We start from the raw sequence: 19,478 nt of genomic DNA, 5'->3' as shown, positions 1-19,478 counted from the left end.
AGCACAACTTCTCCAATGAGAAGATGCCCAGTTTTCATTGGCAGCCCAATGCATCGGCAGGGCCGTCGTCACACCGAAATTCCGGCGCTGACGAAGCCGCCATCCACGGCCAGGATCTGACCATTGATGTAGCTTGCATCTTCCGCAAGCAGGAAGGCTATGACGCCCGCCACCTCCCGCGGCGTGCCGTAGCGCCGTTGCGGGACGCGCTCTTTCCATTGCCGGCGCACATCGTCGGTGTGGACGGCGCGTGCGAGCGGGGTATCGATGGGGCCGGGCGCCACCGCATTGACGCGGATGCCGTTCGGGCCCAGTTCATTCGCCAGCACCATGGTCAGATTGTTCAGACCGCCTTTGGAGGCACCATAGGCGCTGCGGCCCTTATTGCCGATCATCCCCGATATAGAGCTGATATTGACGATCGAGCCGGGCATGTCCCGATCGAGCCAGAGCCGTGCGGCCGCGCGCGAGACGATGAAGGAACCAGCCAGGTTGACGTCGAGTATACGCCGGAAATCTTGGACGCTGGTATCCAGCAGTGGCCGGTCCATGCCGGTCCCGGCACAATTCACCACGCCTGCGAGATGCTTCGCTGCGGCCATCTCACCGATCGCGCGCTCCACGCCCGCCCCTCGTCAGTCACACTGCAGGCAAGACCGCACTCCCGCGGAAGCGCCAGCGTTCCGCACGCTTCGTCGAGCTCTTCCTGCTTCAGGTCCAAGAGGTAAACTGACCAGCCGCGCTCGACCAAAATGCGTGCGGTCTCAAATCCGATGCCCGACGCACCACCGGTGACAAGGACAGCCTTTTCTTTCGCGTCCTCGCTCATGCCGGCTGCCTCTGGCTGAATTCCCCGCGGCGCTCCAGCTCCTCGCGCATCATCTTCTTGGCTATTTTGCCGTACGCGGATTTGGGCATCTCGTCCCAGAAGACGAAGCGCTTTGGGATCTTGTAGCGAGCCATCCTGCCGTCCAGCCACGAGGGCAGGTCGATGCCCGCCGTGTCGGCTCCGGCGTGGGTGACGCAGACGGCAATGCCGACTTCTCCCCATACAGGATCGGGCACGCCGATAACGGCGGCTTCGCTGATGTCGGGATGCAGGAGGATCTTTTCCTCGATCTCGCGCGGATAGATGTTCGAGCCCCCGGAGATATACATGTCGGAGGAGCGGCCGGTGATGTAGACGAACCCGTTCTCGTCCATGTGGCCGAGATCGCCGGTGCGGAACCACCCGTTGCGGAAGGCTTTCGCATCGGCTTCGGGGTTATCGTAATAGCCGGCGAAGACCGCCGGGCCGATGACGCAAATCTCGCCCGTTTCGCCGGTGGCCACTTCCTCTCCCGCATCGTTTTGGATCTGCACCTGCATTCCGGTGCGCTCCAATCCGCAGGTGCCGATGCGCGCCTCCGGCCCGTCTTCCAGATGGTGCAGGGCAGGGGGCAGCACCGTAATGTTGCCGGTAACCTCGCCCAGCCCGAAATACTGCACCAGCACCTTGCCCAGCCTTTCCAGCGCCCGCTTCTGATCAGCGCGATACATGGGCGCGCCGGCATAGATGATGTAGCGCAGCGAGGAATGGTCGAACCGCTCGACCGCCGGGTCCTCGACCAGAAACTTGAGGATCGTCGGAACAGTAAAGGCGTTGGTGACGCGCCACTTCTCTACGAGTTCCCAGACCGTCGACGGCTCCAGTTTTTCGGCCGGCGGCAGGATCGTCTTCACTCCGTGTGCCACCTGGGCGAGCTGGTGAATGCCGGCGCCATGCGAAAGCGGGGCAACGACGATCGAGGCATCCTCACGTGTGGTGCCGGGCATCAGATCGCATAGATGATTGGTAACCACAAACGCCATCTGCCCGTGGGTCAGCACCGCCGCCTTGGGCCTGCCTGTCGTGCCGGAGGTGAAGAAGAACCAACATGGATCATCGCGCTCCACCGCTATGCTCTCCACCACCGCGCCTTCATATGCCTCGACCAGGTGGTCGTAGTCCTCCCCGAATGCGGCCTCGCCGATGGAGATGGTGAAGTCGAGCCCGGCGGCGGTCCTGCAGGCATCCGCATGGCCAGCGAAACGCGCGCCGCAAATCACGCCGCGCGCGCCGCTGGCCTTCGCCAGATAAGCCACCTCGTCGGGCGACTGGCGGTAATTGGTTGGCACCCAGACCGCACCAAGTCGGAAGCAGGCGAACATGGACTCGAACATCTGGTTACAGTTTACCGACTGCACCAGGATGCGGTCGCCCTCACTGACGCCGAACCTGCCGCGTAGCGCCGCGGCCATCGCGTTGACGCGGGCCTCCATCTGCGCCCACGTCCATGTCGTCTCGCCCCAGACGAAACCGATGTCGTCGGGGCGGCGGCGTGCCGCCTGCGTCAGGAAGTGTGAGAGGTTCATGACGCGTGTGGTGAAGGGCACCACACCGCCGGCAGGCGTGCCTGTCATTATTTCGCGCGCTCCATGAGCGAGACGTAGTTGGCGACTGCTGTGCCGCCCATGTTGAACACGCCGGCTAGACCGGCATCGGGAATCTGCATTTCGCCGGCCTCGTTCATTAGCTGCATGCATGCCATGATATGCATGGAGACGCCGGTCGCCCCGATAGGATGGCCCTTGGCCTTGAGCCCGCCAGACGGATTCACCGGCAGCTTGCCGTCCTTCCGCGTCAGGCCTTCGCGCACCACGCGATAGCCATCCCCCGGTTTGGCTAGCCCCATCGCCTCGTACTCGATCAGTTCGGCGATGGTGAAACAGTCATGCGTCTCGACGAAGGAAAGGTCGTCGAGGGAAGCGCCCGCTTCCTCCAGTGCGGCAGCCCAGGCGCGGCGTGCGCCTTCGAAAGCAATGGCGTCCTCCCGGTGGCTCATGGCCAGAACGTCATTGACGTGTTTTCGCGCACGGAAGGCGATGGCGCGCTCCAGGGTGGCCGCCGTCTCGGCATCCGCCAGCACGAGCGCGGCCGCCCCGTCCGATATTAGTGAGCAATCCGTGCGCCGCAGCGGCTCGGCCACGTAAGGGTTTTTCTCGGAGACGGTGTTGCAGAAGTCGAAGCCGAAATCCTTGCGCATGTGGGCGTAAGGGTTCGCCAGGCCGTTCGCGTGGTTCTTGGCCGCGATCATGGCGAGCTCTTCCGACCGGTCGCCGTAACGCTGAAAGTAGTTCTGCGCGATACGACCGAAGAGCCCGGCAAACCCGCCATCCACATCCGCCTCTTCCTTTCGGTAACTGGCGCCGAGCAGTATGTCGCCGACTTCCGCAGTGGGTGTGGCCGTCATCTTCTCTGCACCTACAACAAGCGCTATGCGTCCACGCCCGGATTCGATGAAGTCCATCGCCGTGTAAATCGCGGCCGAGCCGGTGGCACACGCATTTTCCAGCCGCACGGCAGGCACATGGCCGAGTGCTTCATTTCCCATGGCCACGAGCGCGCCCTGAAAGTCCTGCCGGGAAAAGCCGTTGTTCATCACGCCGACGAAGATGCCGTCGACATTGTCGGCTCCGAGGCCCGCATGGTCGAGCGCCGGCGCAGCCACGGACGCCATCAGCGCTTCGGTGTCCTCCAGTTCGGATTTTCCGAAAGGCGCATGCGCCCAGCCGACGATCTGTGCTTTTGACATGATTGCCTCCTATCTGGCCACCGCTGCGCCGTTCTCGCGCGGCGAATATTTGAATGAGAACATCTGCGCCAGCCTTTCCTCGACCCGTGCCGTCTCCTCGAGGAGATGGACTGCCAGCTCGCGCTGTCGCGGCTCCTGCATGCGGCTATCTATGGCGGCTATCGAAAGAGCGCCTGCCACCCGTCCATCGGGATAGCGCACGACGGCACCCATGCCCCACGAGTTGCGGATGATGAGACCCGGATTGAGCGCATAGCCCCTGGCCCTTGTCGCGGCCACATCCTGGCGAATGCGCTCAGGCGGCAACATTGCGTAGTGCTCCTCCAGGAACTTCGCATTGGCCGCCAGGATGGCCTCCACTTCGTCGTCGTCCAGCGCGGCCAACATGGCGAGCGAGCCGGCGCCGCAGCCTAGCGGATGCTCGAATCCGGCCTGCAGCGCATGGGTGCGGACGGGATAGGTGCCTTCCTCGCGGTAAAGGCAGACGGAGAAGGTGTCGCGGCGGATGGAGACGAAACTCGAATCCTCAGTTTTCCGGGAGAGGCGGACGAGGCTTTCCATCGATACCTGCAACAGGCCGAAGCGCCGGGAGGCGAGGCTGCCGAGCACATAGGCTTCTTCGCCCAGATAGTAGCGCCGCGTTGCATGGTCCTGCTGCACCAGACCGGAGCGTATCAGCGCCAGAAGAAGCCTGCGCGCCGTGGCTTTGTTGAGCCCGCTTTCCTCGACGAGATCGGAAAGCCCCGCGCCACGTTCAGCGTGCCTGCCCACCATGGCCAAGAGACCAAGCGCGCGGTCCACACTCTGTGATCCATTGGGCTCGAGCATAAAACGTAAGGTCCATATGATGGAATTAAAAATCTACCATTCGGCAGTGAGGAAGTAAAGGCGAACGCCCACTGCCTTGGCATAAGCGGAGTGTGCTGTTAACGTCATAGGTCTATGGGGAGATTGACAATCCACCATATGAACCTATGGTCGGCAGTGGGGGTGAGGAGGTCATTCCCGCGTCGATTTCGACACGATTAGGGAGGAATTCAGAATGAACATTCGGAAGCTGGGCGCGGTCGCTCTGGGCGCCATGTTGGCGGGAGCCGCCGCGCTGGGCGCGGCACATGCGGAGACATTCCGCCTGTCGCATAATACCGGTGACACGACGACGTGGCACAAGGGTGCGGAAAAGTTCAACGAGCTTCTGAGCGCGGCCACGGACGGTGAACTTGAGGTGCGTGTTTTCCCGAACGCCCAGCTTTCCGGCGGCGATCAGATGAAGCAGGCGGAAATGGTGGGCCGCGGTGCACTTGATTTCGTCGTCACCTCCGCCATCAACGTCACCCCGCTGGTGCCGGAGATGGCCGCCTTCTCGCTGCCCTATCTCTACGCCTCGTATGAGGAGGTCGATGCCACCACGGATGGCGCGCCGGGAGACCGGATGGAAGAGATCATGGCTGAAAACGACATCATCGTTCTGGCTTGGGGCGAAAACGGTTTCCGCGAGGTCACCAACAACGTCCATCCGATCAAGACGCCGGCGGACATGCGAGGCCTAAAGATGCGCGTTGCCGGCCCAATGTATATCGACGTGATGAACGCGCTCGGCGCCAATCCGCAACAGATGCAGTGGACCGAAACCTTCACAGCCTTGCAGCAGGGCGTTGTCGACGGACAGGAGAACCCGATCGGTGCCGTGATCATTCCGCAGCGCGTCCACGAGGTGCAGAAATACCTCACCACCTGGCACTATTCCTACGATCCCGTCTTCCTCGGCGTAAGCCGCAAGCTTTGGGAGTCCTGGGACGAGGAGACGCAAGCCGGGGTGCAGGAAGCCGCGACCGAGGCGATGGCCTACCAGAAGAAGATCACCCGCGAGGACACGGCGAAGGGAATCGAGTTCCTGCGCGAGCAGGGCATGGAAGTCTATGAGCCAACGGCGGAAGAACTGCAGGCATTCCGCGAGGCCACGAAGCCGGCCTTCGATACATGGGCGGCCAAGGTGGGCGAGGATCTCGTCGCGTCGTTCCAGAATGCGATCAACGCATCCAACTAAGCTCTCGTATTTGACACAGAGGGACCGGGTGTGGCCGGTCCCTTTCACGCATTCATCCTGAGGGGGCGGCGCCATGCGGTTCGTGCTGCGCGACGCGGAGAAGATCATCTGCGCAGTGCTCTTCCTTGCCATGACGGGACTTGGCTTCGTCAATGTTGCCGTGCGCTACCTCACCGACTATTCGTTCGCTGCCACCGAGGAGCTGCTGGTAAGGGCATTCCTGCTCCTGACGATCCTTGGTGCCGCGATCGCCGCGCGAACAGGTGACCATCTGGCGGTCACCTTGATCTATGAACTTCTGCCGCGGCCGGCGCGCAAGCTGCTTCTCCTCCTGTCCGCTGCGCTTGCCGTCATCCTGCTCGCACTCTCGACCTGGTTTTGCTGGCAACTTTTCGTCAATCAGGTCACGAGCGGCACGCGTTCCTACGCGCTCCAGGTCCCGGCTTGGTATTACAGCGTGGGCCTGCCATTCGCCTTTGCTCTGGTGCTCATCCGGTATGTCCAGCATGCCCGCGACACGTGGCGGGAACTGGACGCGGAGGAGGCGACCCATGCCTGAGATTGGCGCCGGCACACAGATGCTGATCCTGTTCTTCATCCTGCTCGCGCTGCGCCTGCCGGTTGCCTTCGCGCTCGGCCTTTCGGCCATCTATTCCATGTGGGTACTCGGCTTCGGCCTCGATCTGGCGGGCGATCTCATCGCCACCGGCATTTCCAAATTCTCCCTGCTTGCCATTCCCTTCTTCATCCTGGCCGGAACGCTGATGGGATCTCTCGGCATAGCCGAGCGCATGATCCGCTTTTTCCGCGTGCTTATCGGTGCACTGCCGGGCGGAATGGGCATCGTCGGTACGGTTGTGTGCCTGTTCTGGGGTGCCGTCAGCGGCTCCGGTCCGGCGTCGGTCGCGGCGATCGGGCCGCTCATCATTAAGGGCATGGAGGAAGATGGTTATTCACGCGGCTTCGCCGCCGGTCTCGTCTGCACGGGCGCGGCGCTTTCCATCGTCATCCCGCCGTCGATCGGCCTCGTCATCTATGGTGTGATCGCCGAGACATCGATCTCACAGCTCTTCATCGCCGCAATCATTCCGGGCCTTTTCATGGGGCTCCTCATGTTTCTCACGCTGCCTTTCGCCGGGAAGGCCGCGGTGGGACCGGGCTCCCCCAGCCTCGACAGGCTGATGCCGCAGCCCCATGCGGAATTGCCCTATGGCCCGCGCCTTTGGCGCAGTTTCCGGGATGCGTTTTGGGGGCTTCTGACGCCGGTGGTCATTCTCGGCGGGATCTACTCAGGTGCCTTCACGCCCACGGAAGCGGCGATCGTCGCTACCGTCTATGCGCTCATCGTCGGCGGCCTCGCATATCGCACGCTCACCCTCCAAGGCCTCTATCAGTCCGTGGTCCAGGCCAGCGCATCTTCCGCCGTTGTTATGCTGGTGGTCGCCTATGCGAGTCTGTTCGGCTGGGTCGTCACGGTGGACGATCTCATCGGCCAGTACTCTTCACTCCTGATCGGCCTCAGCGACAACCAATGGGTGATCCTGCTCGTCATCTTGCTTGTGCTCCTGATCGCCGGCATGTTCATGGATGCCATCACCATCATGTTCATCTCGCTGCCGATCTTCCTGCCCGTGGTGCGCGAGATGGGATGGGACCCGGTATGGTTCGGGGTCCTGGTCATGGTCAATCTGGCGATCGGCCTGTTCACCCCGCCGGTGGGGATCAACCTCTACGTGGCGGCGAACATCACCCGGCTGCCGCTGGAGCGTATCGCCTGGGGGGCTCTGCCATTCTTGGTGACCAGCCTCATCGGCGTGGCCATCATCGCCGCCTTTCCTGAACTGTCGCAATTCCTCGTCAACGCGCTGCGGTAAAGAGAGAGAAACAATGGACCTCGTGAGACAGTCAGCCGTCGCAATCATCGATAAGCTGAAAACCGGCGCGGTGACGCCGCTAGATCTGATCGAAGCGCTGGAGACGCGGATCGCCGAGGTTGACCCAGTCGTCAACGCGTTGCCGACACAATGCTTCGACCGCGCACGGGCGAATGCCTCGCGGCTGATGGAACTGCCGGTGGATCAGCGCGGGATCCTTGCCGGCCTTCCAGTTCCCATCAAGGACCTGACAGAGGTGGAGGGCGTGCGCACCACCTATGGCTCGCCCATCTTCCGGGACTATGTGCCGGAGCGCTCCGACATTCTGGTACAGAATCTGGAAGGGCAGGGCGGCATCGTCTATGCCAAATCCAACACACCCGAATTCGGCGCCGGCGCCAACACCTTCAACGAGGTCTTTGGCGCCACGCGCAACCCACGGAACACCGGCCGCTCGGCTGCAGGGTCCAGCGGCGGTGCTGCCGTCTCGCTCGCCACCGGCATGGCGTGGGTGGCGCATGGATCCGACCTCGGCGGCTCGTTACGCAATCCGGCGAGCTTTTGCGGTATCGTCGGCCTGCGGCCAAGTCCGGGCCGTGTGGCGAAAGACCCGGGCAGCAGGGTCGACGATATTTTGAGCGTCGAAGGCCCGATGGCGCGCACGGTGGAAGATCTCGCCCTGCTGCTCGACGCCATGTGCGGAGAGCACCCGTCCGACCCCGTGTCGCTGCCGCGCACGAGCGTCAGCTTTCTGGAGGCGGCACGAAAGCCGGCGCGCTTGAGGAAGGTCGCCTTTAGCGCCGATCTGGGCATCACGCCGGTGGATCCGGAAGTCGCGGAAATCTGCCGGCGCGCCGCCTGGCGCTTCACCGAGCTTGGCGTGGCAGTGGAAGAGGCGCATCCCGACCTGAGCGAGGCACAGCATGCTTTCCAGACGTTGCGTGCGGTAAATTTCGCTGCCGCCCACGGGCAGAAGCTTCAAGACTACCCCGATCTCCTGAAGCCGGAGATGATCTGGAATATCGAGAAGGGCCTGAAACTCTCCGTCGCCGAAATCGTGCAGGCGGAAACGGAGCGGCGGCGGATCATCGCCCGTACGCTGGCCTTCTTCGAGGATTACGATCTCCTTATGACGCCGGCCACCATCGTCCCGCCCTATCCGGTGGATCAGCGCTATGTGAGCGAATGCGCTGGCGTCACCTTCGACAATTACATCGACTGGCTGACTATTGCCTATGCAATCTCCCTAACCACCGCGCCCGCGCTATCGTTGCCCTGCGGATTCACGCGCGAAGGCCTGCCCGTGGGCCTGCAGATCGTCGCCCGCCCGCGCGGCGAGGCGCATCTTCTGGGCGCGGCAGCGCAGCTCGAAAGCCTGTTGGCGCTGGACACCGGGGCGCCGATCGATCCCTAACAGCCCATCCATTTCGATGAAGCAATCCTGGTGGCGGGTCCTGCTGATCCGCCAGGACATGATTGATCTGGCGCTTCAAATCCCCACTGCCGCGATCAGAGCCTCGCGGTCGAGCCGACCGGCAAGAATAGGCTGCTTCCAAAGCCGCAGGTCGGATCTGCCTTCCTGCTCGGAAGCCACGAACCGGTCGAAGGACTGCCAACCCGATTCCATGCGGGTAGCCACTAAACCGCCAGCGGCTTCGACAAGCGCGACCCCTGAAGCCACATCCCAGATGTTGGGAGTATCGATGCGGCAGGCCTCAAGCATTCCGGCGGCAACGAATGCGAGTTCGATTGCTGCCGAGCCGGTCTTTCGGCTGTCGCGAGGCCCGATCTGTGACGGAATTTGCGGGAGGCCCACCAACCGTCTGCGGACGGTTGGGTTAACGGTCGGTTCCACGACCTCCTGGTCGAACCGAAGGGTGCCGCCGGTTTGTGCGTGGTAAATACCCGGTCGAAGAGCGTGGCTGGTTGAGCACCATGTCGCTCCCACAACCGGTTTGCCCCTGTGGAGAACACCTATGGCCGCAGCGAAGAGCGGAAACCCGTTGACGAAGTTCGTAGTGCCGTCGATGGGGTCGACTGCCCAGACGAAATCATGGTCACGGCCCGGCCGGTCGTCATACTCTTCGCCTATAAAGTCGTGATCTGGGAAACGCTCGTTGAGCCGCATGCGCATGATCCTTTCGACGCGCTGATCGATCTCGGAAACGGGATCGCGCAGCGTTTCAAGTCCCTCATCTAGGCCCTTGTAGCGAACCGTCAGCAGCGTCCCCAGCGCCCCCTGGATTTCAGCTGCGGCAAGTTGCGCTAGCTCGACCGCGAGCTGTTCGATCTCGTCCAGCACGGCTCGGTCGGGCGGCGGAGCGGTGTCGGCCTCGTGGAGATTCGGCATGCTAGGGTCACCTCATCTCTGCAAACCATTCGGCACCAGAATACGCAGTGGTTCGTCCTCGATCTCGAGTTCAATCCGATGTCCTTTGGCCTTTTTGGTGCTGTCGTCGATCCTCAAGGGGGTCTTATGATCCAGACAGAACGAGACGCTGCGTCCCGCCATTACACGCGCTGGCGGCTCGGCCCGTTCCGGTTTATTGAGCCATTCAAGCATATCCGCTCTTCGATCTGCTTCCAGCAGGAGGACAGAAAACTGTCCTTCTAGTCCTTTGGCTTGCGGAGCCAACGGAAGGCGAGGGCCGGAATGGCTCATGGTCAGTGCTTCCGCCATGAGCCAACGCCCAGCCACCACATCGCCATCAACAATCACGTCGACATCGATCGGTTCAATTTGGGCCAGTGCGTTGGCGAACAGACGGCGCCCGTTCAAGAGTTTCTCACGCGCACTGTTCGCAGGCGGTGCCTTGGTGTCGAGCGACGCCGCCAACGCACCGAAACCCACGCCCTCGAGACAGCTCTTTTCGCCCCACGGTCCGCGTACACATCCAATATGAAACTTCTTAGCCGTCGTGCCCTTGGGCCAGTCGCCGTCCAGCATTTCCCCGCGATCAAAGCCGAGGCTTGTGGCGACGTTGTTGGACCCCCCCAGCGGGATAACTCCCAGAGGGTGGGTGCGATCGGGTAGATTCGTGACGGCTTTCGCTACCGTTCCGTCCCCCCCGGCGATCACCACCATATCGACATTCCGTGAAAGACAATCAGGAAAATCATCATCCTTGGTAGAGCAATAGGAAACCTCCATGCCTTTCGCCGCGAGCGCTGCGATGAGTTCGTCCTTGCGGTGATCAGCCATGCCCGCGGTGGGGTTGTGGAGCAAAAGTACCTGCATTTGCCTTCAACGATCCGCAATCGAAAAAGGTCCAACTGTCGAAAGCGACAAACTAGCTGTCGCAGAAAACCTCCTCCGCGGTCTCGACCTGGTCGACTGCCACGAAAATCGGGTCACAAGGTGCTGATCGCGGATGGTCACGAGCACGTCCCGTGACTCGCTCAGCGCCAGAAACGCTTGGCGTCGACAAACATGTCGTGAGCTTCGGCCGCTTCCTCGATCAGCTCCGCCCTGTTTTTGCCTGGCTCAAGCAGCGCTGCCGCAGCAGGATCATTGTCAAGACCGAGCCGTGCCAGAAGTTCGGGAGCTGTCGCAAGATCGTTCAACGCGCCGAGATGGTCTTGCAAGGCTTCGAGCGCGCTGAGGAATTTCTTGTGCCGTCGCTTTTGACGCTTGCGGTCGAAGAGCGCGGCAAAGAACTCGGTCGCATAGCGTAGCTTTTTGGCGTCCTTGCGCAGCTCGTGGCGGGCGGAGTCATCGATGTCGGCCAGGTCCCCACCGCTCCTCTTCACCCTGCGGCGGAAACGGTCGAGCGCCATGGCCGCGAAGTCCCGCGCCGGCTGCTCGCGAACCTCTTCGCCCGATGGGAGCATCAGCCATTCGCCGAGTGCGAGCCATTCCGAGAGATCGAACATGAGCGAGCGGGCCCGTGGCGAAGCCAGTGCCATCCGGGCCTGATCGTAAGCGTCGGCCCGCGCCGCCTCCAGCTTGGCACGAACCTCCTCGCCGTTACTGCGCGCAATCAGTACGTCGAGGTCGCGCGCCTCGCCCAACGCGCTGGCCAGCCATCGCAACTCCTGCCGCAAATGGTCGAACCTGCCGTCCTCCAGCATCGGCTTGTGGATCGTAAAGGCCGAGCGTAGCCGGCGCAGCGCGACACGCGCCTGATGCAGAGCCTCGGCGTTGTTGAAATCGAGCAGCACCTCGTTCAGCCGGAACTGGCGCAGGCAGGCACCCGCGATGTGACGGAACGCGGCCGCGGCCGTCATATCCAAGGAAAGGGCAATCGGTTCGGCTTTGACTGTGCGAATGGCCGGCCCAAGCAGCCGGTAGCCACGCTCGGACTTGTTGAGTACCCCAAGTTTCAGCGGCACGATAGCGTCAATTCGACGGGCAAAAGCGAACAAGTCCGAGGGCGATCCGCTCTTCAACTCCAGTTCGATCTCGCACACCGGCGTGCGCCGTTCGCCGGCGACGATTTCGCCACGGTCCAGCACCAGCTCGATCACGGTTCCGTTCTGCGTGACATTCCAGGTCCGCCGTTCGACATGGACCTCGAAGGCGGGTCCGATCTCATGCGCCTTCGCACCCAGCAACGCCCTGAGTGGTGTCGTGTCGTCGATGACCGGGCTATCGTCCTCGATCGGCTGCTCCCATTCCGGACGGGCAAACAGTCCGGCTGTTTCGGTTCCGGTCGCCTTCACTGTCTGGATGCGTAGTCCGCCCGCTTCGCGGATTCTGATCTGGAAGCCAGCCCCTGACAAGTCACGGGCGGGGGTGTCGAAGTAGACCGTGCGCTGTCGAAGAACGGAGGGCGCGGCGGGGAACTGATCCGATTTGATCAGTGCATCGGCCGCTGCCGGCGTGAGCTCTAGCTTCAGTTCGATTTCGCGTGCCAACAAGACATTCCTCTCAGGTCCGATCCACACACACCGCATGGCCATAACTGCACCCTTCATAAAGCATGTTTGTTACGGAATGCTGGCTGTGCTGTTTTCCTGCGCTTATGCTGCCAGTTTTGGTATGCCTTGTTCGAGCAAACGAAGCATCGGGTGTTGTGAGCCCTCATAACCGGACTCCGTCGGACTTGTATCCTCCAGTTTCCCTCCTTAGTTCGAACAGTCGTAGCCATTGCCTCGTTCAGTCCTTCAAATGTGCGACTTCCGTGCACAGAAAGAGCAAATGGGGTACAAGCTGGTGCAATCGGCGGCGATCTGACGGCTGTAACAAGCCTCCTATACTTGGGGACACCTGGTGGCTCGGACAGAACTGACGAAATCAGCGCTCGCATCCTTCTTCCTGCTATTCGGCGTGTTTATGTCGTACGCTCAGGAGGTGGAGACGTCCGCGGATGTCTACCGACTGCCTTGCACCGGACCGGACATGCAGAAGGAGCGGGCGCGCAAGCGCCTCATCGACCCCTCGCACCCGGTCGCCCGTCACCTTGGCCCTTTGAAGTTTCGGATACCGTGGGCGTATATACACCCACGACCGTTCTCAACGCATCTCAATTGCGATCCGGATCGAAGCTCGGTCGGTATCCAGTATTGGATACCGGACCTTCAAGCGCCCGAGCGTGACCTCTGGTTCAGGCCGGAATTCAGCCCTGCGGAAACGGGGCGTCCGAACCCCGGACCAGATGAGTCGGCCATAAAGGTCACGGCAATAAAGTATTACGGGCCTGGGTATGAACTGGGAGAGTCGACAGTTGACCAAATGATAAAGGGCTCGTTGAGGCTCTACGATGATCCCGAACTACGCGAGGAGTATGGCCTGACGCTCATCCGCGGAGAAGGTGCGCTACGGTGGTTCGCACAAAGCGATAAGGAAGATCTCTTCATCTTCTGCGCAGATCCGCTTGGCCGAATTTGCCAAGGCGAACTTCAACTGAAGGACTGGAAGTTACAGGCGCATTTCATCTTTCTTCGCAGTGCCGTTCCCCACCATGCATCTATTACCGAGGGTATGAGAACGCTTCTTGAGCGCTGGAAATATTAGAAATCTAATCCGAGCATGCAAATCCGCAGATTAGGAAAAAGTCTATGGCGACGCTTTCTCAGGGCCAAATTGCCATGGCCCTTGCATCCTTTTACTCCGTGCGATTTCCGTGCACAGAGAGATCAAACGAGCTACAAACCCGTGCAGTTGGTCCAAACCAGTGCGCGTTTGTTCATGATGTGATCTGGCTAGAATGTATCATAAAACATTGAAAAACAAAGAGAAAATATTAGCCATTGCGCCCATGATGGACTGGACGGACCGCCATTGTCGGTTCTTTCACCGCCAGCTTACTCGGCGTACGCTGCTTTATACGGAGATGGTGGTTGCTGATGCTGTGATCCATGGCAACCGCGACAAGCTGATCGGGTTCAGCGGAGCCGAGCACCCGGTAGCACTGCAGCTTGGCGGAAGCGAGCCTCGGAAACTCGCGGAGGCCGCACGCATTGCCGCCGATTTCGGTTATGACGAGATAAACCTCAATGTCGGCTGTCCCTCCGATCGTGTGCAGTCAGGAACTTTCGGTGCTTGCCTGATGAAGACGCCGGACGTGGTGGGAGAGTGCGTCGCGGCTATGCGGCAGGCCGTATCGGTCCCGGTCACGGTCAAATGCCGGATCGGTGTAGACGAGCAGGATCCGGAGGAAGCGTTGGACCGCCTGGCTGAAAGCGTCTTCTCAGCCGAGGTCGAAGCGTTGTGGGTTCACGCCCGCAAGGCCTGGCTCATGGGGCTGAGCCCGCGCGAGAACCGGGATATCCCGCCGCTTGACTACGATCGCGTTTATCGGCTGAAAGCGGCGCACCCCGATCGGTTCATTGGCATTAATGGTGGCGTTCAAACGCTGGATGAGGCATCCGGACATCTGAAGTGCGTGGATGGTGTCATGCTCGGCCGCGCGGCATATCACACGCCGGCTCTCCTGGCTTCGATCGATAGCGAGGTTTACAACGCGGGTGCAGTCCCGGCCGACTTCGAAGCCGTCATTGAGGCGATGGCCGACTATGCAGGACAGCACATAGCCTCCGGCGGGCGCCTGTCCCACGTGACCCGCCATATGGTCGGGCTCTTCCATGGGCTTCCGGGAGCGCGACGATACCGGCAGATCCTTTCCACCGACGCGACGAAGCCGGGCGCCAGCCCCGAAGTCCTGCGGCGCGCCTTTGCCGCGGTCGACCTTAGCGTGTCGGCTCGGGCGGCTTGAGAAGCACGGCTGCGACCACCTTCACCCGGATCCCGAGAATTTGAAGGGAATGCCCGAGAGCAGCGCTCCGACGTAGCGCTTGCGCTGATAAAGGCCATTCAGCGAAACGCGGGGGAGGCCGGTCGGGCGGTTGAGCGACGTGGGGTCGAGCAGGCCCGGCATGGTCGTCACGCCGACGGAAAAGCCTGCCGCCCTAACGGCATCGAATTCGCGTTCTCCCGCCGCTGCCGCAAAGCCGTATGGGTAGGCAAATGTCGTCGGTCTGTACCCGACATGATGTTCCAGCGCTTGTGCTGACCCGGTGATCTCCCGCTTCAGCCGCTCCACGCTAACGCGTTTGAGGTTCACATGTGTGAGCGTATGGCCTCCGAAACGAGCCAGGTGATCTTCTTTCTGCAGCACGTTCAGATCCTCGGGATTCATCGTGAGCTGGTCGACAAGGGCGAGGGGATCGATCCCGCAACCCCGCGCCAGGCCGTCGATTCGCTCGACCGCCTCGTCCTCCTCCGTCCCGCTGACGAAGCGGCTGAAGCGGTCGAACAGGGCAAACTTCTGTGCTTTCGTTTCGGCTCTCACCGTCTGCTCGCCATCACCGAAGTCGAAGGTCAAAGCCGTCTCCTTCCCCAGCAGAGCCTCGACGGTTTCCCACCACATTGAGCGGCTCCGCTCGATGAATCCTCGTGTGAGAAAGATCGTGTAAGGCACTTCATAGCGGCGGAAAATCGGCGCTGCGAACGTGGCATTGTCGCGATAGCCATCGTCCAGCGTCATGCAGAAATAGCGCTGCTCATCCCGCGGATCGGCAAGGCGTTCCGGCAGCTTTTCCAGGGGTAGGGGAAGGAGTCCCCGATCAAGGCAGGTCGCGATGGTCTGCTCCAGAAAGCGAGGCGTAACCGAGAGCAAGGCGTTCGGACCGTGCGCGTGGTCACCTGCCGGCCGCACGTGATGAAGCGTGAAAATAATGCCACGCCCGGCCGTGCGCCGCCAGAACGTGCCCGCTCCGCTCAATGCGATTGTTTCCATGCCCGCGCGGATGGCAGATGTGCGCAAAACACGTTTCGCGGTGTGTCGTGAAATCATCAAAGAACCAGCATTTCCAGGACCCTCTCGATAACCGTCATTCGTAACGATTGCGTCAACGGCCCGGCGGTGGCCGTTGGCATCGAAAATCGGCAGAACGCGCCGGAACATGCGGCTTTGACAACCGTTGGTGCGAGAAGGCTTCGTTCACAGCCGCAAGGAGAATAACAATGCGCCTGTTTTGGGTTGCGCTGGCCGCTTACGGCGTTTGGCATATATACCGGAGGGAATCGTCCTCGGGCGGTCGCGCCTACAGAGGCAGGAGAGGAAATCCGGTGCCCCGGGTGACTTATGAAGTGGTCGAGCACGATGGCGGCTGGGCCTACAAGATGGGCGGTGCATTCTCGGAAAGCTATGCTTCACGCGAGGAAGCTCTGCGGGCTGCTGAACAAGCCGCGGAAGCGCATGAGAGCGCCGGTGCCGACGAGCACATCCAGTATCAGGACCCGCAAGGCCGCTGGCACGAGGAGATGGAGTCGGGTGAAGACCGCCCGGAAGTGAACGTCGCGCAGCGACCATCTTGAGAAGGGGCAGTATGACGGACGATAATCGGGAGCCAAAAGGCAAGCGGACGGACAGACGCGTGCTGATCATTTCGATGGCTCTGGCAGCAATAGTGCTCGTGCTATTCCTTCTTTTCGACCTCGGATACCCCACCGCACCGGAAACCACATCCGGTGGGCCGGATGCCAATTTTTCCGCGCCACCGGGACCCGAAGAGACCCAACCAACAACTCCCACAGAATGAACAATCGTCGGAACGACTGCCGATCTTCCCCGTTTTACTCTTAAGGACGGAGGAAGGGAATTGCGCGTCGTTGACACGATCATATCCCGCGAAGGCGGAAACAGTGCCTGGGCCAACGTGGTCTTTGTCGGAGATCGTGGAGAATCGGTATCGGTGCGTTTGCCTTGCCCCGTGCCCGCGGGTGGCGAGATTGGGCGTGCCCGAGTCGCCGAACGCGCTTTGAAGCTCCTTGACGGGATCGTCTCCTGCGAATCGGCAGAAAGCCTTCTCAAGCGCTCTTATGAGCCGAGTGCGGGCAGGTTCGGCGTTCAACCGGAGCCGACGGCGGCTCCCCGCCGTCCGTTGCGGAGTGATGAGTAAAGCAGGGGTGGATCGTGTTCCCGCGGTTTGACCGACGCTACTCATTAGCTTGTCCGAAGACAGCACTCGATACGATACGAGTTGGGGAGAGTGCCCATCCGTTCCTGCTTTCCGAGGTTTTCGTTTCTGCTATAACGCAGGAGAAACGAAAGTCGGGGGTCGGCCGTGCTTCTATCACCACGCCACGAAGAAATTCTGCAGATCGCCAAGGAAACCGGCCGGGTGGCGGTCGATGACTTGGCTGAGCGCTTTCAGGTGACGCCGCAGACAATTCGCAAGGACCTCAATGACTTATGCGAGCAGCGTCTGCTGACGCGTATTCACGGTGGCGCGTTGCTGCCTTCCGGTGTTGAGAACATGGAATATGAGGCCCGCCGCGAATTGGCCGCGGAGGAAAAGCGGGCCATCGGGCGTGCCGCTGCTGGCATAATTCCCGATCAGGCTTCCCTGTTCATCAATATCGGAACCACTACCGAGGCGGTGAGTGATGCGCTGCTCAATCACAACGATCTCTTGGTGATTACGAATAACATCAATGTTGCCAACAGGATGCGCGTCTTCCCTGCATTTGAGGTTATAATCGCGGGGGGCATGGTGCGCGGCTCCGATGGCGGGATTGTCGGGGAAGCAGCGGTCGATTTCATCCGACAGTTCAAGGTGGATTACGCCGTCATCGGGGTGTCCGCGATAGATGAGGACGGCGCGCTTTTCGACTTCGACTTCCGCGAGGTGAAGGTCGCGCAAGCCATCATCGCCAACGCGCGGCACGTGATCCTCGTCTCTGATTCCACGAAGTTCGAGCGCAGTGCGCCAGTGCGCATCGGCCACGTTTCCCAGGTGCATACATTCATCACCGATCGTTGCCCGGCGGATGATTTCAAGGCCGTATGCCGTGAGGCGGGCGTCAATCTCATCGAAGCCCGGTGACAGGGGTGCGACTTCCTGTTCGTTTGCATTCGAATTACATTCGTTTTAGTTTCGTTTTGTAGTTCGGAGCAGCTCCAGGAGGAATGATTGGCCAACGACCGCATCTACGATCTGTTCGTTATCGGCGGGGGTATCAACGGGTGCGGTATTGCGCGCGACGCTGCCGGACGCGGCTACACTGTGGCGTTGGCGGAGATGAACGACTTGGGCAGCGGCACATCCTCGGCTTCGACCAAGCTCATTCACGGCGGTCTTCGGTATCTGGAATATTACGAGTTCCGGCTTGTCCGCGAAGCGCTAATGGAGCGGGAGGTGCTGTGGCACAACGCGCCGCACATCATCCGCCCGATGCGCTTTATTCTACCGTTGCACAAGGGGTTGCGGCCCGGCTGGCTCATTCGCCTCGGGCTGTTCTTGTACGACCACATCGGAGGTCGCGAGCTTCTTCCGCCCACGCGCACGCTCGACATGCGCAGCGATCCTGCGGGAAAGCCGCTGAAGCCGGTATATCGGCGCGCGTTTGAATATTCCGACTGTTGGGTTGAGGATGCGCGTCTGGTGGTGCTGAATGCCATGAGTGCCGCCAACAAGGGTGCGGATATCCGTACCCGAACGAAGGTCGTTGGCGCGCGCGTCGAGGAGGGCACTTGGGTGTTGACGCTTCGCGATCTGGAAACCGGAGACGAGAGCGAATTGCGCTCCCGGATGGTGGTCAATGCCGCCGGCCCGTGGGTGGACCATGTGATCGCGGAGGCGCTCGGACACAAGGACATACACAATGTACGGCTGGTGAAGGGAAGCCATATCGTCATTCGCAAAAAGTTCGACGATCCGCGCGCGTATTTCTTTCAGAACGCGGATGGGCGCATCATTTTCGCGATTCCCTATGAGGAAGACTTCACACTCATAGGCACGACCGACAAGGATTTTAAGGGCGATCCGGCCGAGGTGCGGATCGACCGGGAGGAGATCGAGTATCTTTGCACCTGCGCCAGTGAATATTTCGCGGAGCCCGTGCGGATCGAGGACGTGGTCTGGAGTTATTCCGGTTTGCGACCGCTGTTCGACGACGGCGCCTGTAAGGCGCAGGAAGCCACCCGGGATTATGTTCTGACGGTCGACGCTGAAGCCGGAGCCCCCGTGCTCCACGTCTTCGGCGGTAAGATCACGACGTTTCGCCGCCTGGCCGAATCCGCCCTGGAGATGGTCGGCGAGCAACTTGGCGTTCGTGGCGAGCCCTGGACGGCGCGTGAACCTCTGCCCGGCGGCGACTTTGCGCCAGGGGAATTCGAAGCGGCGGTTTCCAGGACACGGCGCAGTTACCCTTTCCTCGAAGAGAAATACGCGCGCCGTCTCGTCCGTCTCTACGGGACACGTGCGCGGGACATTCTTGGAGATGCAACTGGTCTGGAGGATCTGGGCCGGCACTTCGGTGCAGATGTATATGAGGCGGAGCTGCGTTATCTTGCCGAAGGCGAATGGGCGCGCACGGGCGAGGATATCCTTTGGCGGCGCACAAAGCGCGGCCTGCGGCTGACGACTGACCAAGCAGCGACGGTGGAGGAATTCATGCGTGAACTGCGACCGCAAGCGGGCGGGAAGCGTGGCGGCAATTCGGCTACGACGGCGAAACGCCGGGCCGGCGCGTCCTGAGATTACGGGGGCGCTTCG

The 19,478-nt window shown here is 61.2% G+C and carries 16 protein-coding genes and 1 pseudogene; 9 read left to right on the top strand and 8 right to left on the bottom strand.

Features of this window, described 5'->3' with window-relative positions:
• Window positions 1-68: 68 nt before the first annotated feature.
• From LY631_RS18710 to LY631_RS18695, 4 genes and pseudogenes are all read right to left on the bottom strand, one after another.
• Window positions 69-829 (bottom strand): annotated as a pseudogene (locus LY631_RS18710) (SDR family NAD(P)-dependent oxidoreductase).
• The gene (locus LY631_RS18705; protein ID WP_274427114.1) at window positions 826-2,442 is read right to left on the bottom strand and encodes an acyl-CoA synthetase; all 1,617 of its coding nucleotides are present in this window, start codon (window positions 2,440-2,442) and stop codon (window positions 826-828) included. Before LY631_RS18705 ends, LY631_RS18710 begins: the two are co-directional and overlap by 4 nt.
• Window positions 2,442-3,614 carry an acetyl-CoA acetyltransferase gene (locus LY631_RS18700; protein ID WP_274427113.1) on the bottom strand — a complete coding sequence of 391 codons (1,173 nt, stop codon included), beginning with the start codon at window positions 3,612-3,614 and terminating at the stop codon, window positions 2,442-2,444. Before LY631_RS18700 ends, LY631_RS18705 begins: the two co-directional genes overlap by 1 nt.
• A gap of 9 nt (window positions 3,615-3,623) precedes the next feature.
• Window positions 3,624-4,442, bottom strand: coding sequence for an IclR family transcriptional regulator (locus LY631_RS18695; RefSeq protein ID WP_274427112.1), 819 nt, complete (start codon window positions 4,440-4,442; stop codon window positions 3,624-3,626).
• Window positions 4,443-4,656: 214 nt separating this feature from the next.
• Between LY631_RS18695 and LY631_RS18690 the strand changes: the two genes are divergently transcribed.
• The 4 genes from LY631_RS18690 to LY631_RS18675 all read left to right on the top strand — a co-directional run bounded on the left by LY631_RS18690 (window position 4,657) and on the right by LY631_RS18675 (window position 8,949).
• Window positions 4,657-5,661 carry a DctP family TRAP transporter solute-binding subunit gene (locus LY631_RS18690; protein WP_274427111.1) on the top strand — a complete coding sequence of 335 codons (1,005 nt, stop codon included), beginning with the start codon at window positions 4,657-4,659 and terminating at the stop codon, window positions 5,659-5,661.
• A gap of 73 nt (window positions 5,662-5,734) precedes the next feature.
• Window positions 5,735-6,220 (top strand): TRAP transporter small permease, encoded by a 486-nt coding sequence (locus LY631_RS18685; protein WP_274427110.1) that lies wholly within the window; start codon window positions 5,735-5,737, stop codon window positions 6,218-6,220.
• Window positions 6,213-7,535, top strand: a complete 1,323-nt coding sequence (locus LY631_RS18680; protein ID WP_274427109.1) for a TRAP transporter large permease — start codon at window positions 6,213-6,215, stop codon at window positions 7,533-7,535. Before LY631_RS18685 ends, LY631_RS18680 begins: the two co-directional genes overlap by 8 nt.
• Before the next feature lie 13 nt (window positions 7,536-7,548).
• Window positions 7,549-8,949, top strand: a complete 1,401-nt coding sequence (locus LY631_RS18675; RefSeq protein ID WP_274427108.1) for an amidase — start codon at window positions 7,549-7,551, stop codon at window positions 8,947-8,949.
• Between the two features lie 75 nt (window positions 8,950-9,024).
• Here LY631_RS18675 and LY631_RS18670 read toward each other — a convergent pair whose 3' ends face one another.
• The 3 genes from LY631_RS18670 to LY631_RS18660 form a co-directional block, all read right to left on the bottom strand.
• Window positions 9,025-9,885: an inositol monophosphatase family protein gene (locus LY631_RS18670; protein WP_274427107.1), complete on the bottom strand. Its 861-nt coding sequence runs from the start codon at window positions 9,883-9,885 to the stop codon at window positions 9,025-9,027.
• Between the two features lie 12 nt (window positions 9,886-9,897).
• Window positions 9,898-10,773 carry a diacylglycerol/lipid kinase family protein gene (locus LY631_RS18665; protein ID WP_274427106.1) on the bottom strand — a complete coding sequence of 292 codons (876 nt, stop codon included), beginning with the start codon at window positions 10,771-10,773 and terminating at the stop codon, window positions 9,898-9,900.
• Window positions 10,774-10,934: 161 nt separating this feature from the next.
• The gene (locus LY631_RS18660; RefSeq protein ID WP_274427105.1) at window positions 10,935-12,392 is read right to left on the bottom strand and encodes a CYTH and CHAD domain-containing protein; all 1,458 of its coding nucleotides are present in this window, start codon (window positions 12,390-12,392) and stop codon (window positions 10,935-10,937) included.
• A gap of 355 nt (window positions 12,393-12,747) precedes the next feature.
• Between LY631_RS18660 and LY631_RS18655 the strand changes: the two genes are divergently transcribed.
• Complete coding sequence (locus tag LY631_RS18655) at window positions 12,748-13,491, top strand: hypothetical protein (RefSeq protein ID WP_274427104.1); 744 nt, start codon at window positions 12,748-12,750, stop codon at window positions 13,489-13,491.
• A gap of 193 nt (window positions 13,492-13,684) precedes the next feature.
• A complete protein-coding gene (dusA, locus tag LY631_RS18650; RefSeq protein ID WP_274427103.1) occupies window positions 13,685-14,692 on the top strand; it encodes a tRNA dihydrouridine(20/20a) synthase DusA in 1,008 nt (335 codons plus the stop codon).
• 21 nt (window positions 14,693-14,713) lie between these two features.
• Here the strand turns inward: dusA and LY631_RS18645 are convergent, their stop codons facing one another.
• Complete coding sequence (locus LY631_RS18645; protein WP_274427102.1) at window positions 14,714-15,772, bottom strand: polysaccharide deacetylase family protein; 1,059 nt, start codon at window positions 15,770-15,772, stop codon at window positions 14,714-14,716.
• A 275-nt stretch (window positions 15,773-16,047) separates the two neighbouring features.
• Here LY631_RS18645 and LY631_RS18640 point away from each other — a divergent pair, with 275 nt between their 5' ends.
• From LY631_RS18640 to glpD, 3 genes are all read left to right on the top strand, one after another.
• Window positions 16,048-16,296, top strand: a complete 249-nt coding sequence (locus LY631_RS18640; protein ID WP_274427101.1) for a DUF2188 domain-containing protein — start codon at window positions 16,048-16,050, stop codon at window positions 16,294-16,296.
• Between the two features lie 749 nt (window positions 16,297-17,045).
• Window positions 17,046-17,807 (top strand): DeoR/GlpR family DNA-binding transcription regulator, encoded by a 762-nt coding sequence (locus LY631_RS18635; RefSeq protein WP_274427100.1) that lies wholly within the window; start codon window positions 17,046-17,048, stop codon window positions 17,805-17,807.
• A gap of 87 nt (window positions 17,808-17,894) precedes the next feature.
• Complete coding sequence (gene glpD, locus LY631_RS18630) at window positions 17,895-19,460, top strand: glycerol-3-phosphate dehydrogenase (protein WP_274427099.1); 1,566 nt, start codon at window positions 17,895-17,897, stop codon at window positions 19,458-19,460.
• Window positions 19,461-19,478: the final 18 nt, after the last annotated feature.

It is taken from the genome of Chelativorans sp. YIM 93263 (genome assembly GCF_028767125.1).
GTDB lineage: Bacteria > Pseudomonadota > Alphaproteobacteria > Rhizobiales > Rhizobiaceae > Chelativorans.
This window is presented reverse-complemented; position numbering and strand designations above follow the sequence as displayed.

What these genes read in the sequence shown, in the direction of transcription:
- LY631_RS18685 (WP_274427110.1), top strand. Translation starts at nt 5,735, where the DNA reads ATGCGGTTCGTGCTGCGCGACGCGGAGAAGATCATCTGCGCAGTGCTC.
- LY631_RS18700 (WP_274427113.1), bottom strand. Translation starts at nt 3,614, where the DNA reads ATGTCAAAAGCACAGATCGTCGGCTGGGCGCATGCGCCTTTCGGAAAA.
- LY631_RS18690 (WP_274427111.1), top strand. Translation starts at nt 4,657, where the DNA reads ATGAACATTCGGAAGCTGGGCGCGGTCGCTCTGGGCGCCATGTTGGCG.
- LY631_RS18695 (WP_274427112.1), bottom strand. Translation starts at nt 4,442, where the DNA reads ATGCTCGAGCCCAATGGATCACAGAGTGTGGACCGCGCGCTTGGTCTC.
- LY631_RS18665 (WP_274427106.1), bottom strand. Translation starts at nt 10,773, where the DNA reads ATGCAGGTACTTTTGCTCCACAACCCCACCGCGGGCATGGCTGATCAC.
- LY631_RS18670 (WP_274427107.1), bottom strand. Translation starts at nt 9,885, where the DNA reads ATGCCGAATCTCCACGAGGCCGACACCGCTCCGCCGCCCGACCGAGCC.
- LY631_RS18675 (WP_274427108.1), top strand. Translation starts at nt 7,549, where the DNA reads ATGGACCTCGTGAGACAGTCAGCCGTCGCAATCATCGATAAGCTGAAA.
- LY631_RS18680 (WP_274427109.1), top strand. Translation starts at nt 6,213, where the DNA reads ATGCCTGAGATTGGCGCCGGCACACAGATGCTGATCCTGTTCTTCATC.
- LY631_RS18705 (WP_274427114.1), bottom strand. Translation starts at nt 2,442, where the DNA reads ATGACAGGCACGCCTGCCGGCGGTGTGGTGCCCTTCACCACACGCGTC.
- dusA (WP_274427103.1), top strand. Translation starts at nt 13,685, where the DNA reads ATGTATCATAAAACATTGAAAAACAAAGAGAAAATATTAGCCATTGCG.
- LY631_RS18645 (WP_274427102.1), bottom strand. Translation starts at nt 15,772, where the DNA reads ATGATTTCACGACACACCGCGAAACGTGTTTTGCGCACATCTGCCATC.